11 protein-coding genes are annotated in these 13,141 nt (G+C 71.3%); 7 read left to right on the plus strand and 4 right to left on the minus strand.

Going from position 1 to position 13,141, the window contains the following annotated elements; genetic code table 11:
* The first annotated feature begins 47 nt into the window (after positions 1–47).
* The 3 genes from cysS to DA085_RS04695 are packed head-to-tail and all read left to right on the plus strand — an operon-like array spanning position 48 to position 2,919.
* Positions 48–1,505, plus strand: coding sequence for a cysteine--tRNA ligase (gene cysS, locus DA085_RS04685; RefSeq protein WP_109471761.1), 1,458 nt, complete (start codon positions 48–50; stop codon positions 1,503–1,505).
* A gap of 6 nt (positions 1,506–1,511) precedes the next feature.
* Positions 1,512–2,459 (plus strand): 23S rRNA (guanosine(2251)-2'-O)-methyltransferase RlmB, encoded by a 948-nt coding sequence (gene rlmB / locus DA085_RS04690; RefSeq protein WP_109471762.1) that lies wholly within the window; start codon positions 1,512–1,514, stop codon positions 2,457–2,459.
* Positions 2,460–2,463: 4 nt separating this feature from the next.
* Positions 2,464–2,919 (plus strand): NUDIX domain-containing protein, encoded by a 456-nt coding sequence (locus DA085_RS04695; protein WP_109471763.1) that lies wholly within the window; start codon positions 2,464–2,466, stop codon positions 2,917–2,919.
* A 33-nt stretch (positions 2,920–2,952) separates the two neighbouring features.
* Here DA085_RS04695 and DA085_RS04700 read toward each other — a convergent pair whose 3' ends face one another.
* A complete protein-coding gene (locus DA085_RS04700) occupies positions 2,953–4,194 on the minus strand; it encodes a DUF4032 domain-containing protein (RefSeq protein WP_109471764.1) in 1,242 nt (413 codons plus the stop codon).
* Between the two features lie 82 nt (positions 4,195–4,276).
* The gene (locus DA085_RS04705; protein WP_109471765.1) at positions 4,277–5,359 is read right to left on the minus strand and encodes an ABC transporter ATP-binding protein; all 1,083 of its coding nucleotides are present in this window, start codon (positions 5,357–5,359) and stop codon (positions 4,277–4,279) included.
* 281 nt (positions 5,360–5,640) lie between these two features.
* Between DA085_RS04705 and DA085_RS04710 the strand changes: the two genes are divergently transcribed.
* From DA085_RS04710 to DA085_RS04725, 4 genes are all read left to right on the plus strand, one after another.
* Positions 5,641–7,017 (plus strand): sugar ABC transporter substrate-binding protein, encoded by a 1,377-nt coding sequence (locus DA085_RS04710; RefSeq protein WP_109471766.1) that lies wholly within the window; start codon positions 5,641–5,643, stop codon positions 7,015–7,017.
* Positions 7,018–7,145: 128 nt separating this feature from the next.
* Positions 7,146–8,747 (plus strand): ABC transporter permease subunit, encoded by a 1,602-nt coding sequence (locus DA085_RS04715; RefSeq protein WP_109471767.1) that lies wholly within the window; start codon positions 7,146–7,148, stop codon positions 8,745–8,747.
* 1 nt (position 8,748) lies between these two features.
* Positions 8,749–9,702, plus strand: a complete 954-nt coding sequence (locus DA085_RS04720; RefSeq protein ID WP_109471768.1) for a sugar ABC transporter permease — start codon at positions 8,749–8,751, stop codon at positions 9,700–9,702.
* A gap of 58 nt (positions 9,703–9,760) precedes the next feature.
* Positions 9,761–10,765, plus strand: coding sequence for a LacI family DNA-binding transcriptional regulator (locus tag DA085_RS04725; RefSeq protein WP_109471769.1), 1,005 nt, complete (start codon positions 9,761–9,763; stop codon positions 10,763–10,765).
* A gap of 9 nt (positions 10,766–10,774) precedes the next feature.
* Here DA085_RS04725 and otsB read toward each other — a convergent pair whose 3' ends face one another.
* Positions 10,775–11,575, minus strand: coding sequence for a trehalose-phosphatase (otsB, locus tag DA085_RS04730; protein ID WP_109471770.1), 801 nt, complete (start codon positions 11,573–11,575; stop codon positions 10,775–10,777).
* A complete protein-coding gene (locus tag DA085_RS04735; protein WP_419866497.1) occupies positions 11,572–13,020 on the minus strand; it encodes an alpha,alpha-trehalose-phosphate synthase (UDP-forming) in 1,449 nt (482 codons plus the stop codon). The genes otsB and DA085_RS04735 overlap by 4 nt, the downstream gene beginning before the upstream one ends.
* Positions 13,021–13,141 lie beyond the last annotated feature (121 nt).

Consider the following 13,141-nt stretch of genomic DNA (forward strand, 5'->3'; position numbering starts at 1 on the left):
CGGGAACGTGGCGGAGGCGGGCGCTGCCCGCAGGTAGCCTTGGGCGGGTGAGCCTGCGCCTGTACGACACCGCCACCCGCGCCCTGCGGGACTTCCAGCCCCTCGAGCCCGGGCGGGTCGGCATCTACATCTGTGGTCTCACGACCCAGGGCGCGCCGCACATCGGCCACATCCGCTTCGCGGTGGCCTTCGACATCCTGCGCCGCTGGCTGGTCCGGGGGCACGGGCTGGAGGTCACTCTGGTCCGCAACGTCACCGACATCGACGACAAGATCCTCACGAAGTCGGCCGAGCACGACCGGCCCTGGTGGGCCTGGAGCTACCACCACGAGCGCGAGACGACGCGGGCCCTGGAGACCCTCGGCGTCCTGCCGCCGACCTACGAGCCCAGGGCCACCGGGCACATCACCGAGATGGTGGAGCTGATCGATGCCCTCATCGAGCGAGGCCACGCCTACCCGGCCGAGGACGGCAGCGGCGACGTCTACTTCGACGTCCGGTCCTGGGCCGACTACGGCGAGCTGACCCACCAGCGGATCGAGGACATGGAGCCAGCCGCGGACGCCGACCCGCGCGGCAAGCGAGACCCGCGGGACTTCGCGCTCTGGAAGGGCGTGAAGCCCGGTGAGCCGCCCACGGCCAGCTGGCCGACGCCGTACGGCCGTGGGCGCCCGGGGTGGCACCTGGAGTGCTCGGCCATGGCCCGCAAGTACCTCGGCGACGCCTTCGACATCCACGGCGGCGGTGTCGATCTCCGCTTCCCCCACCACGAGAACGAGCAGGCCCAGTCGCGCGCGGCCGGCCTGGGCTTCGCCCGCTTCTGGCTGCACAACGCCTGGGTCACCCTCAGCGGCGAGAAGATGAGCAAGTCCCTGGGCAACACCCTCACCGTGGCCGAGCTGACCAGGCACGTGCGCCCCCTCGTCCTGCGCTACTACCTCGGGGCGGCGCACTACCGCTCGACGATCGAGTACGGCGACCACTCCCTGGACGAGGCGCGCGCCGCGGTCGAGCGCATCGAGGGCTACGTGCAGCGGGCCCTCGAGGTGGTCGGTGAGCCCGTCGAGGCGCTCCTGGCCGAGGCCGGCAGGGTGGACGTGCCCAGCGGCTTCGCCGCGGCCCTGGACGACGACGTCAACGTCCCCGAGGCGCTCGCCGCCCTGTTCGGCACCGTCCGCGAGGGCAACCGCGCCCTCGAGCAGCCGGGGGCCGCCGACCGGGCGACCGTGCGGCATACCCTCCTGGAGGTCGTGTCGATGACCGACGTCCTGGGCATCAACCCACTGGACCCCGGCTGGGGCGGCGGGGACGAGGCCGGCGCGGCCGAGACCGTCCTCGACGCGCTGGTGCAGGAGCGGCTGGCGGCCAGGGCCGCCGCCCGGGCGGAGCGCGACTTCGCGACCGCCGACGCGATCCGTGACCAGCTCACGGCCGCAGGCGTGGCGATCGAGGACACCCCCGGCGGCGCCCGCTGGTCGCTGAGCCGACCGACAGGATCGAGGTAGATCAGGATGGCAGGAAACTCCCAGCGCAAGGGTGCCGTGCGCAAGACGACCAAGAAGGGCCCGCAGGTCGGCAGCGGCGGTCAGCGCCGCAAGGGCCTGGAGGGACGCGGGCCCACGCCCAAGGCCACCGAGCGGACCGGTCACCCGGCCGCACGGCGGGCGCGGCAGGGCGCCACGACGTCAGCGCGCCGGCCGCAGCAGCGCGCCGGGGCCAGGGCGAGCACCGAGCTCGTCCTCGGCCGCAACTCGGTCCTGGAGGCGCTACGCACGTACGTGCCGGCCACCGCCCTCTACGTCAGCTCCCGGATGGAGTCCGACGACCGGGTGCGGGAGGCGATCAAGCTGGCCACCGAGCAGGGTGTGTCGATCCTGGAGGCGGCCAAGCCCGAGCTGGACCGGCTGACCGACGGAGCGGTGCACCAGGGCCTGGTGATGCAGGTCCCGCCCTACGACTACGCGCACCCCGAGGACCTGCTGTCCGCGGAGCTGCCCGGCACGCCGCTGATCGTGGCCCTCGACGGCATCACCGACCCCCGCAACCTCGGGGCGATCATCCGCTCCGTCGGTGCCTTCGGCGGTCACGGGGTCGTCGTGCCGTCCCGCCGCTCTGCCGGGATGACCGCCGCCGCGTGGAAGACCTCGGCGGGTGCGGCCGCCCGCGTCCGGGTGGCGCAGGCCACGAACCTGACCAACGCCCTCCTGGACTACCGCCGGGCGGGCTGCTTCGTGATCGGGCTCGATGCCGACGGTGACGTGCAGCTGCCGGACCTCGAGCTGGCCGACCTGCCGCTCGTGGTGGTCGTCGGGTCCGAGGGCAAGGGCCTGTCCCGGCTGGTCCGCGAGACCTGTGACCAGATCGTGTCCATCTCCATGGCGGGGGTCACCGAGTCCCTCAACGCCGGCATCGCCGGCGCTGTCACGCTCTACGAGATCGCCCGCAAGCGCCAGCGCTGAGCCCGTGGCCCTCGTCCGCGCAGCCAGCCGCGGCCTCGTCGTGACCGACGCGGGGCTGCTGGTCACCGTGCTGCAGGGCAGGACGGGGGAGTACTGGCTGACCCCTGGCGGCGGACAGAACTTCGGGGAGTCCAAGGTCGAGAACGTGGCCCGGGAGGTGCTGGAGGAGACCGGCTACCGCGTGCGCGTCGGCGACCTGGCCTGCGGACGCGACTACATCGGCGCCCGGCACTTCCCCGACTGGGACACCGCGTTCCAGCAGACCGAGCTGTGGTTCTGGTGCGAGCTGCTCGACGACGAGCAGGACCCCGACGCCATGGTCCCCGACGTCGACCAGCGGGGCGTGCGCTGGGTGCCCCTGCCCGACCTCCTCGGCTCCCCGCTCTATCCCCGCCGCCTGGCGGCGTGGCTCAACGAGGACCCCCGCACCCGGCCGGTCTGGCTGGGCGCCGTCAACTGACCGGGCGGGTCGCCGTCCGCGGGCGCACCCCGGTCAGCCGCGGGTGCGGATCGGGATCTCCTCGGTGTCGACGCCGAGGATCGCCACCTCGTCCGGCTTGCTCGGCAGCACCGTGTCGACGTAGTCCTGCACGGCGGCCTCGAGCGGGACGTCGTAGTCGGCCCGCTCGGAGAGGTACCAGCGGTGCTCCAGCAGCTCGTGGAACAGCTCGGCCGGCTCCAGCTTGCTGCGCAGCTCCGGGGGGACGGTGCGGGTCACCGGCTCGTAGATGCCGGAGAGCCAGTCGTGGGCCACGAGCTCCTCGTCGTCGTTCTGCCGGTTCTGGGAGGCCCGGTAGGCGTCCAGGTCGTTGAGCAGCCGGCGGGCCTGGTTCTCCTCCACGTCGAGGCCGGTGAGCCGCAGCAGCCGGCGGCTGTGGTGACCCGCGTCCACGATCTTGGGCTCGATCTGGATGTGGGTGCCGTCCAGGTCGGTGCTCATCGCGAGCTCACCGACGTCGAAGCCGAGGTTGTTGAGGCGCCGGATCCGCTCGTCCACCCGCCACCGGTCGCCCCGCTCGAACCGCTCCGTGGCGGTGAGCTCGCGCCACAGCAGCTCGTAGCGGTGCATCAGCCGGTCGGCGATCTCCAGGGCGTCGGCGTCCTCGGCCAGCAGCTCACCGGCGGCCAGGTCCATCAGCTCACCGGCGATATTGCCGTGCGCGATGTGCAGGTCGTGGGCACGCTGGCCGTCGCTGAGCTGGTTGTGGATCTCGGCGGTCTCCGCATCGACGAGGTAGGCCGCGAACTCGCCGGCATCCCGCCGGAACAGGGTGTTCGACAGGGAGACGTCACCCCAGTAGACCCCTCCGAGGTGCAGCCGGACGAGCAGGACGGCGAGGGCGTCGAGCACCCTGCGCGCGGTGTCGGGGCGCAGCTTCTGGCTGAAGATCGCGCGGTAGGGCAGGGAGAACTTCAGGTGCCGCGTGACCAGGCACGCGTCCAGCTCGTTGCCCTCGGCATCGGTGCGTCCGGCGATCACCGCCAGCGGCTCGACGGCGGGCTGGTCGATCCGGCGCAGCAGCTGCAGCGTCTGGTACTCGCGCCGGGCGAGCTCGTCCTTGATCTCCTTCACGGCGAGGACACCGCCGGAGAGCCGGACGAAGCGGACCACGTGCCGGGAGATGCCTCGCGGCAGAGCGGCCAGGTGGTGCTCCGGCCAGTCCTCCAGCGGCACCTGCCAGGGCAGGTCGAGGATGGCGGGGTCCGGCCTGGCGGCAGTGATCTGCAGTGCCATGGTTGCCTCCTCGGGAAGGGTGCGGTCTGGCCATTGTCCGCCAGACCGCACCCGCCGGACCAGTCCGGTGCGTCCCGGGACCTCAGTCGCCGAGGCGCAGCCCCGACTCGGCGTGGAAGACGTGCAGGTGGTCGGACTTCGGCGCGAAGTGGACGACCTCGCCCTTCATCGGCGGCGTGCGGCCGTCGACGCGGGCGATGAACGGCTTGTCGTCGGCCTCCTGGCCGGGCACGCGGCCGTAGACGTAGGCGTCCGCGCCGAGCTCCTCGACCACGTCGACCTCGATCGGCAGGCCCGTGCCGTCGGTGGACAGGCTCAGGTCCTCGGGACGCACACCCACGACGACCCGGTCGCCGGCCCCGGCGAGGACCTCGCGGGCGATCGGCAGGATGGTCTCCCCGAACCGCACGCCGCCGTCGGCGACCGCGACGTCCATCAGGTTCATGGCCGGGGAGCCGATGAAGCCGGCCACGAAGGCGTTGTCCGGGTGGTCGTACATGCGGCGCGGGGCGTCGCACTGCTGGAGCACGCCGTCCTTGAGCACGGCGACCCGGTCGCCCATGGTCATCGCCTCCACCTGGTCGTGCGTGACGTAGACGGTGGTGACCCCGAGCCGGCGCTGCAGCGAGGCGATCTGGGTGCGGGTCTGGACGCGGAGCTTGGCGTCCAGGTTGGACAGCGGCTCGTCCATCAGGAACACCTGCGGCTGCCGCACGATGGCCCGGCCCATGGCCACACGCTGGCGCTGCCCGCCGGACAGGGCCTTGGGCTTGCGGTCCAGGTAGGGCTCCAGGTCCAGGATCTTGGCCGCCTCCTCGACCCGCTGGCGGATCTCCGCCTTGGACTTGCCGGCGATGCGCAGGGCGAAGCCCATGTTGTCGGCGACCGACATGTGGGGGTAGAGCGCGTAGTTCTGGAACACCATGGCCACGTCGCGGTCCTTGGGCGGCAGATCGGTGACCTCCCGGTCGCCGATCAGGATGCGGCCGGAGTTCACCTCCTCCAGGCCCGCGAGCATGCGCAGGCTGGTGGACTTGCCGCAGCCGGACGGGCCCACGAGCACGAGGAACTCGCCGTCGGCGATCTCGATGTCGAGGGAGTCCACGGCCGGGGCGTCCGAGCCGGGATAGATCCTGGTGGCCTGGTCAAAGGTCACAGTTGCCATGGTGACTTCTCCTTCACCGGCAGGAACGTGCCGGACGATCCGTTGTAAAGGACGGTCCCGCCGCCGGATGACGACGGGTCAGCCGGGGCCGTGCCCCGTGAAGTCCCGGCCCTGGGGCCGGTCACCGGCGGCACTGCCCGTGACTATGTGCACACAGTACATCTGCAAGTTCTTGCAGAATTTGTAAGGTGGTGTCATGCTAGCCGACGTCCTCACCGGGACGAGCCCTGGCTGCGGCCACCGCGAGCTGCTCGCGGACCACCCTGTTCGAAGGAGAACACATGAAGCGCACGACCGGCGCGATCGCGATGGCGGGCATCACGGCCCTGCTGCTGACCGCCTGCGGTGGCGACACCGAGTCCGAGGACCCGACCAGCCCGGCGGCCGACGAGGCCGACGCGCCCGAGGGTGATGACGAGGGGGCGACGTCCGACGCGGGCGATGCCGCCGACGAGACCGCTGCCGGAGGTGAGGGCGACGCGGCCGGTGAGACCGCCGGCGCCCCCGCGGCCAGCGACGGCACCAGCCTGGTGATCTGGGCGGACGACCTGCGCGCCGCCGCCATCGAGCCGCTGACCGAGACCTTCACGGCGGACACCGGCGTCGAGGTCAAGGTCCAGGTGGTGGCCCAGGAGAAGCTGCGCGAGCAGTTCAAGGACGCTGTCGGCCAGGGAGCCGGCCCGGACATCACCATCGGCGCGCACGACTGGCTGGGTGAGCTCGTCCAGAACAACGTCGTGGCCCCCGTGCAGATCGCCCCGGACGTCGCTGAGCAGTTCGTGCCCGAGTCGATCGAGGCCGTGACCTTCGAGGGCCAGCTCTACGCGGTGCCCTACTCCGTCGAGTCCCTCGCCCTGATCCGCAACACCGACCTCGCGCCGGAGGTGCCGGCCTCCATGGAGGAGCTCGTCGAGAACGGCCAGGCCATGGTCGAGGCCGGCGACACCGAGCTCATCCTGGCCCAGGAGCTGGGCAAGGAGGGCAACGCCTACTCGATGTACCCCTACGTGTCCGCCTACGGCGGCGGCATCTTCCCGCTCCTCGAGGAGGGAGGCTTCGACGGCAGCAAGGCCATCCTGGACTCGCCGGAGACGCTGCAGGGTGCCGAGAAGCTGGCGTGGCTGGGCGAGGTGGGTGCGCTCAGCACCAACCAGGACGCCTCCAACGTCATCCCCAACTTCATCGACGGCAAGGCCGCCTACATGGTGTCCGGCCCGTGGGCGATCGACCAGATCACCGAGGGCGGCATCAACTACGCGATCGACCCGATCCCGGACTTCGCGGACGGTGGCGAGACCGCTCCCTTCCTGGGTGTCCAGACGTTCTACGTCTCCGCGGAGTCGCTGAACCCGCAGATCGCCCAGACCTTCGTGCAGGAGTACGTCCCCACGGAGGAGATCCAGGTCGGCATGTTCGAGGCCGACCGTCGCCCGCCGGCGCTGACCGCCGCGGCCGAGCAGGTCCAGTCCCAGGACGAGGACGTCGAGGCGTGGTCCGCCGCCGCCGAGGGCGGCACGCCGATGCCGAACATCCCGCAGATGAACGCGGTCTGGGGACCGTTGGGCAAGGCCACCGCCGACATCGTCGGCGGCGCCGACCCCGCCGAGCGCATGGCCACCGCACAGACCGAGGTCGCCAGCGCCCTGGGCGGCCGGTAGTCGCTCCGGACCTGGTGTGCCGACCCGGCCGGTCGGCATACCAGGTCCAGGTGGTGCGGGTCCGGTCCGCCGGACCCGCACCGTGACCACCTCCCCCTCCCCGACAACGACGTCCCCTGGAGTCCTCGATGTCCCAAGCTCCCGTCGGCCAGCCGGTAGCGACCCCACCGTGGGTGCTCGCTGTGAAGTGGCTGCTGATCGCGCTCACGCTGGCCGCCTGCACCTACCTGGCCTGGCTCGCGGTCGAGGGCGGCTCGTGGCTCATCGTGACCGTGGTGGCCTTCCTCGCCATGTCCGTGCTGGTGGTGTACTCCACGCGCCGGGGCATCACGATGAAGTACCTGCTGCCCGGGCTCATCCTGCTGGCGCTCTTCCAGGTGTGGCCGATCGCCTACACGGTCGCCACCGCCTTCACCAACTACGGCGACGGGCACTCCCTCAGCAAGGAGGAGGCGATCGAGGCCATCCAGGCGCAGTCGGTCCGGCCCGCGCCGGACTCGGCCCGCTACGGGATGTCCGTGGCGATCCCCGAGGGTGAGGAGATCGCCACCGCCGAGCTCTCCTTCCTGCTCACCCGCCCCGCCCAGGAGGGCGCGACCGGTGAGCACGTCGTGGACGGGCAGGAGCTGTTCGTCGGCACACTGGAGGGACTGGAGCCACTCCCCGTGGAGGGGGTGACGCTGCGCGGCAACGGCACCATCGGTGCGGCACCCGGCTACCGCGTGCTCACCCTGGTGGAGGCCAACGAACGCGCCCAGGACGTCTCCGCGTTCGCCGTGCCCGTGGACGGCGACCTGGGGATCAAGGCGGCCACCGGCACCCAGGCCTTCGTCGGTCGCGCGACGACCACCTACAACCCCGACGCGGACACGATGACCACCCTGGAGGGCACGGTCTACGTCGCCCGGGACGGCAACTTCGTCCCGCAGGACGGGCAGGGCCCGGCCCTGCCGACCGGCTGGACCGAGAACGTGGGGCTGGACAACTTCAGCTCGATCTTCACCGACTCCACCCTGCGCAACGGCTTCGTCAAGATCTTCGTGTGGAACCTGGTCTTCCCGCTGCTCAGCGTCGGGTCGACGTTCCTGCTCGGGATGCTGCTGGCGCTGCTGTTCAACGACCCGCGCCTGCGCGGCAAGGGGATCTACCGGTCCCTGCTGATCCTGCCGTACGCCCTCCCGATCTTCGTCACGGCGATCGTCTGGGCCGCGATGTTCAACCAGGACTTCGGCATGATCAACGAGGTCACCGGACTGAACATCGACTGGCTCGGTGACCCGTGGGCGGCCCGGGCCGCCGTGCTGATCACCAACCTCTGGCTCGGCTTCCCCTACATGTTCCTGATCTGCACCGGTGCGCTGCAGTCGATCCCGACCGACGTCCGGGAGGCCGCCTCGGTCGACGGCGCAGGGCCGTTTCGCACGCTGTGGTCGGTGGTCATGCCGCTGCTGCTGGTCGCGGTCGGGCCGCTGCTGGTGGCCTCGTTCGCGTTCAACTTCAACAACTTCGGGCTGATCTACCTGCTGACCGGGGGTGGGCCGTTCGACGCCACGAACAGCCAGGTCGGCAACACCGACCTGCTGATCACCTTTGCCTACCGGCTCGCGCTGGAGTCGGGCACACCCAACATCGGGCTCGCCTCGGCCGTCAGCATCATCATCTTCCTCCTGGTGGGAGCCCTGAGCTATGTCGGCTTCCGCCAGTCCAAGGCACTCGAAGAGGTGAACTGAGATGTCTCAGCCCACTGCCGCCGGGGTCCCCGGCGCCGTCCCGGCCGAGGTGCCCGGCCCGGCCGTCGGCACGGTGCCCGACACCGGGACCGTCCGGGTGCCGCCCGGCCAGAAGCCGCGCACCGGCGTGTGGTGGCGACACGCGCTGGCGGTCCTGGCGCTCGTCTGGGCGCTCTTCCCGGTGCTGTTCATTCTGTCGGCCGCGCTCAACCCGGCCGGCACGCTCAACAGCGCGTCGCCGGTGCCGACGGCGTTCTCGTTCGACAACTTCTCGGACCTGTTCGCCTCGCAGACCTTCCCCTTCTGGAGCTGGTTCCGCAACTCGCTGGTCGTCGCGGGTCTGGGCACGGTCTTCCAGGTCTTCATCGGTGCGGCCGCGGCCTTCGCCTTCTCCCGCCTGCGGTGGCGCGGGCGCCGGCCCGGCCTGATGGCCCTCCTGCTCTCCCAGATGTTCCCGGCGCTCCTGGCCTTCCCTGCCCTCTACCTGATGTTCCTCAAGATCGGGGACGTCCTGCCGGCGATCGGCCTGAACACCCTGTGGGGCCTGCTGCTGGTCTACCTGGGGGGCGCGATGGGAGCCAACGTGTGGCTGCTCAAGGGCTATTTCGACACCATCCCCAAGGAGCTGGACGAGGCCGCCAAGATGGACGGGGCGAGCCACGCGCGGATCTTCTTCACGATGACGCTGCGCCTGGTGGCCCCGATCCTGGCGACCGTCGGCATCCTGGCGTTCGTCGCCCTCTGGGGCGAGTTCCTGCTCGCCAGCATCTTCCTGCTCGACCAGGAGCGCCGCACACTCGGAGTGGGCCTGTACTCGCTCAACCTGGCCGACCGCAACAAGTACTTCGGCATGTTCTGCGCCGGTGCCCTGATCGCCTCCCTACCCCCGGTGGTCGTCTACCTCACCCTGCAGAAGCAGCTCATCGGCGGGCTCACGCAGGGCTCGGTCAAGTAGCCGTGGCTCCCCGACGCGCGCCCCGCGCCACCCCTGCGACACAGCCGGCAGGTGGACGATGAGCAGGCTGGCCGACCTGGCGCAGTACGCCGGCGTGAGTGAGGCCACGGTCAGCCGTGTCCTCAACGACCGGCCGGGGGTCGCCGCCGCCACCCGGCAGGCCGTGCTCACCGCGCTGGACGTGCTCGGCTACGAGCGGCCGAGCAAGCTGCGCCGCAGCAGCGCGGGACTGGTGGGGCTGATCGTGCCCGAACTCACCAACCCGATCTTCCCGGCCTTCGCGCAGGCCGTGGAGACCCACCTGGCCGCGGCCAACTACACCCCGGTGCTGTGCACGCAGGTCCCGGGCGGCGTCCACGAGGACGAGTACGTCCAGATGCTGCTCGAGCGGGGAGTGGCCAGCATCATCTTCATCAGCGGCTACCACGCGGACACCAAGGCGGGCGTCGAGCGCTACACCACGCTGCGGGAGCGCGGGCTGCCGATCACGATGATCAACGGCTGGCGCGCGGACATCGAGGCCACCTTCATCTCCAACGACGACGTCGCCGGGGTGCACCTGGCCGTCCGGCACCTGCGGGACATGGGGCACACCAGGATCGGGCTCGCCACGGGGCCGTCCCGCTACGTGCCGGTCCAGCGCAAGCTCCGGGGCTACCAGGAGGCGATGGACGACCTGCTGCCCGGCTCGGACCAGTTCGTCCAGACCACCCTGTTCACCGTCGAGGGCGGCGCCGCTGCGGGGCGGCGGCTGCTGGACCAGGGAGTGACCGCGGTGGTCTGCGGGTCGGACATCATGGCGCTCGGCGTCGTCCGCGCGGCCCGGCAGGCAGGGCTGCGGGTTCCCGAGGACGTCTCCGTGGTCGGCTCCGACGACTCCCAGCTCATCGGCTTCACCGACCCGCCGCTGACGACGGTCCGTCAGGACGTCACGGCGATGAGCGAGGCCGCGGTGACGGCGATCCTGGAGGAGATCCAGGGCGAGGAGGTCGCGCACCGGGAGTACCTGTTCGCCCCCGAGCTGATCCTGCGCGGCTCCACCGGCGCGGCCCCCCGGGGCTGAGCCGGCGCGTCAGTCTGCGCGGCGCCGGGCGAGCAGCTCGCGGAGCACCAGCTGCACGTCCGCCTCGTCGGCGACCCGGTGCGTGGCGACGGTGTCACCGCTGCCGACCTTGATGGTCACGTGGGGCGGCGGCAGCACGGCGAAGGCCTCCTCGTCGGTGACGTCGTCGCCGACGAAGAGCACGGCGTCGACCTCCCGCTCCCGCGCCAGGTCGTGCAGGGCCGTTCCCTTGCCGACGTGCTGGGTGGCCATCTCGAGCACCCCCTTGCCGGGGGTCACGACCAGGCCGGTATGCCGTGTGAGCACGGCCTCTGCCGCCCGCACCGCGGCCTCCGCGTCCTGGTCGGACAGCCCCCTCGTGTGCAGCACCAGCGAGTGCGGCTTGCGCTCGATGCGCGCCAGCGGGTGCGCCCTGATCATCTCCGCCAGGTCCTCGTCCAGCGCCTCGAAGCGTGCCCGCTCGGCCGTGTCCGCCCCGGGAGCGGTGGGGTAGTGCGATCCCTCCACGCCGTGGCTGCCGATGAGCACCAGCGGCTCACCCATCCCGGACAGCTCGCGCAGCGTCGCCAGGTCACGCCCGGACACGATGGCCACCAGGGTGTCGGCCAGTGCAGCCAGGCCGCTGAGCAGCTCGCTGCTGCCCGGCAGCGCACGGGCGTCCATCGGCTCGTCGACCAGGGGGGCGAGGGTGCCGTCGAAGTCCATCGCGACGAGGATCCGGGGCAGCCGGGCGAACTGGTCCAGGGCCTCCGACAGGCGGTGCGGCAGCCTGCCGGCGTCCGTCCGACCGGACGTGGGGTCGAGCGTCATCCGCGGCCCGGCTTCCCCGGGGCGGCCTCCAGCGCGGTGAGGTACCGCTGCGCCCAGGCGTGCACATCGTGCGAGCGGACCCGGCGCCGCATCGCCAGCATCCGCTTGCGGAGCGAGGCAGGATCCTCGCGCATCGCCGTGAGGATCGTCCCCTTGAGGCCGGCGATGTCGTGGGGATTGCACAGGAAGGCGCTGTTCAGCTCCTGGGCGGCCCCGGTGAACTCGCTGAGGACCAGGGCGCCGCGTCCGTCCCAGCGGCTGGCGACATACTCCTTGGCGACCAGGTTCATCCCGTCGCGGAGCGGGGTGACCAGCAGGACGTCCGCGGCCTGGAACAGCGCGGCCATCTCTTCCTTGGGGTAGGCGTGGTGCAGGTAGTGCACGGCGGTCGCGCCGATCCCGGAGTGGTCCCCGTTGATGCGGCCGACCTGACCGTCGACCTGGCTGCGGAGGTCCTGGTAGGCGCTCACCCGCTCCCGGCTCGGCGTGGCGATCTGGAGCAGGGTGACCTCGGGGGCCGCGATGTCACCGTCCGCGAAGAGCTCGGAGATCGCGCGCAGCCGGTGCCGGATGCCCTTGGTGTAGTCGAGCCGGTCGATGCCCAGGAGCACCGTGCGCGGGTTGCCGAGGGAGGCGCGGATCTCGCGGGAGCGTCGGCGGACCGCAGGGGTCCTGGCGAGCTCCTCCATCGCGGTGAAGTCGATCGAGATCGGCACGCTGGCGGTGCGGACCCGACGCGGCTCGGCGCCGATCCGGCCGTCATCGGCCCCACGCCAGGAGATGACGTCACCCGTCGAGCTGGTCCCCAGCAGCTGGTGGCAGGCACGGGTGAAGTTGGCGGCATCGTTCGTGCGCTGGAAGCCCAGGAAGTCCGCGCCGAGCAGCCCACGGAGCACGGAGTGCCGCCACGGAAGCTGCCCGAACAGCTCCACCGGGGGGAACGGGATGTGGTTGAACCAGCCGATGCGCAGGTCCGGGCGCAGGCTCCGGAGCATCGCCGGCACGAGCTGCAGCTGGTAGTCGTGCACCCAGACCGTCGCGCCCGTGTTGGCCACCTCGGAGATGGCCTGCGCGAACCGGGTGTTGACGCGTTGGTAGGACGCCCACCAGCTCCGGCGGAAGCGGGGCGGGACGATGACGTCGTGGTAGAGCGGCCAGAGCGTCTCGTTGCTGAAGCCCTCGTAGTGTCCGCGGACGTCCTCGGTGCTCAGTCCGATGGGGTGGAGCCGGACGCCGTTCCGGTCGAACGGCGCGACGTCCTCGCCGGGGTCACCGGCCCAACCGAGCCAGCAGGCGGTGCGGTCCTGCATCACCGCGTCCATGGCCGTCACCAGCCCGCCGGGGCTGGTCTGCCAGTGGGTCACGCCGTCGTCGTCGACCTCCCGGTCGACGGGCAGCCGGTTCGCGGCGACCACGAAGTCGAACCTGTCGTGCGGGGACACCACAACCACTCCATCGCTGTCTGATCGTCTGGGGCTCGCGCGGCGCAACCAGGGCGGCTGCCTGCCGCGGACCGACTCCGGCTCCTGCGCCGGAAACCATTGGGCCGTCCTGGTCGTTCCTGGC

This window comes from Ornithinimicrobium cavernae, assembly GCF_003121625.1.
GTDB lineage: Bacteria > Actinomycetota > Actinomycetes > Actinomycetales > Dermatophilaceae > Ornithinicoccus > Ornithinicoccus cavernae.

What these genes read in the sequence shown, in the direction of transcription:
- rlmB (WP_109471762.1), top strand. Translation starts at nt 1,512, where the DNA reads ATGGCAGGAAACTCCCAGCGCAAGGGTGCCGTGCGCAAGACGACCAAG.
- DA085_RS04700 (WP_109471764.1), bottom strand. Translation starts at nt 4,194, where the DNA reads ATGGCACTGCAGATCACTGCCGCCAGGCCGGACCCCGCCATCCTCGAC.
- DA085_RS04705 (WP_109471765.1), bottom strand. Translation starts at nt 5,359, where the DNA reads ATGGCAACTGTGACCTTTGACCAGGCCACCAGGATCTATCCCGGCTCG.
- DA085_RS04710 (WP_109471766.1), top strand. Translation starts at nt 5,641, where the DNA reads ATGAAGCGCACGACCGGCGCGATCGCGATGGCGGGCATCACGGCCCTG.
- DA085_RS04715 (WP_109471767.1), top strand. Translation starts at nt 7,146, where the DNA reads ATGTCCCAAGCTCCCGTCGGCCAGCCGGTAGCGACCCCACCGTGGGTG.
- DA085_RS04720 (WP_109471768.1), top strand. Translation starts at nt 8,749, where the DNA reads ATGTCTCAGCCCACTGCCGCCGGGGTCCCCGGCGCCGTCCCGGCCGAG.
- DA085_RS04725 (WP_109471769.1), top strand. Translation starts at nt 9,761, where the DNA reads ATGAGCAGGCTGGCCGACCTGGCGCAGTACGCCGGCGTGAGTGAGGCC.
- otsB (WP_109471770.1), bottom strand. Translation starts at nt 11,575, where the DNA reads ATGACGCTCGACCCCACGTCCGGTCGGACGGACGCCGGCAGGCTGCCG.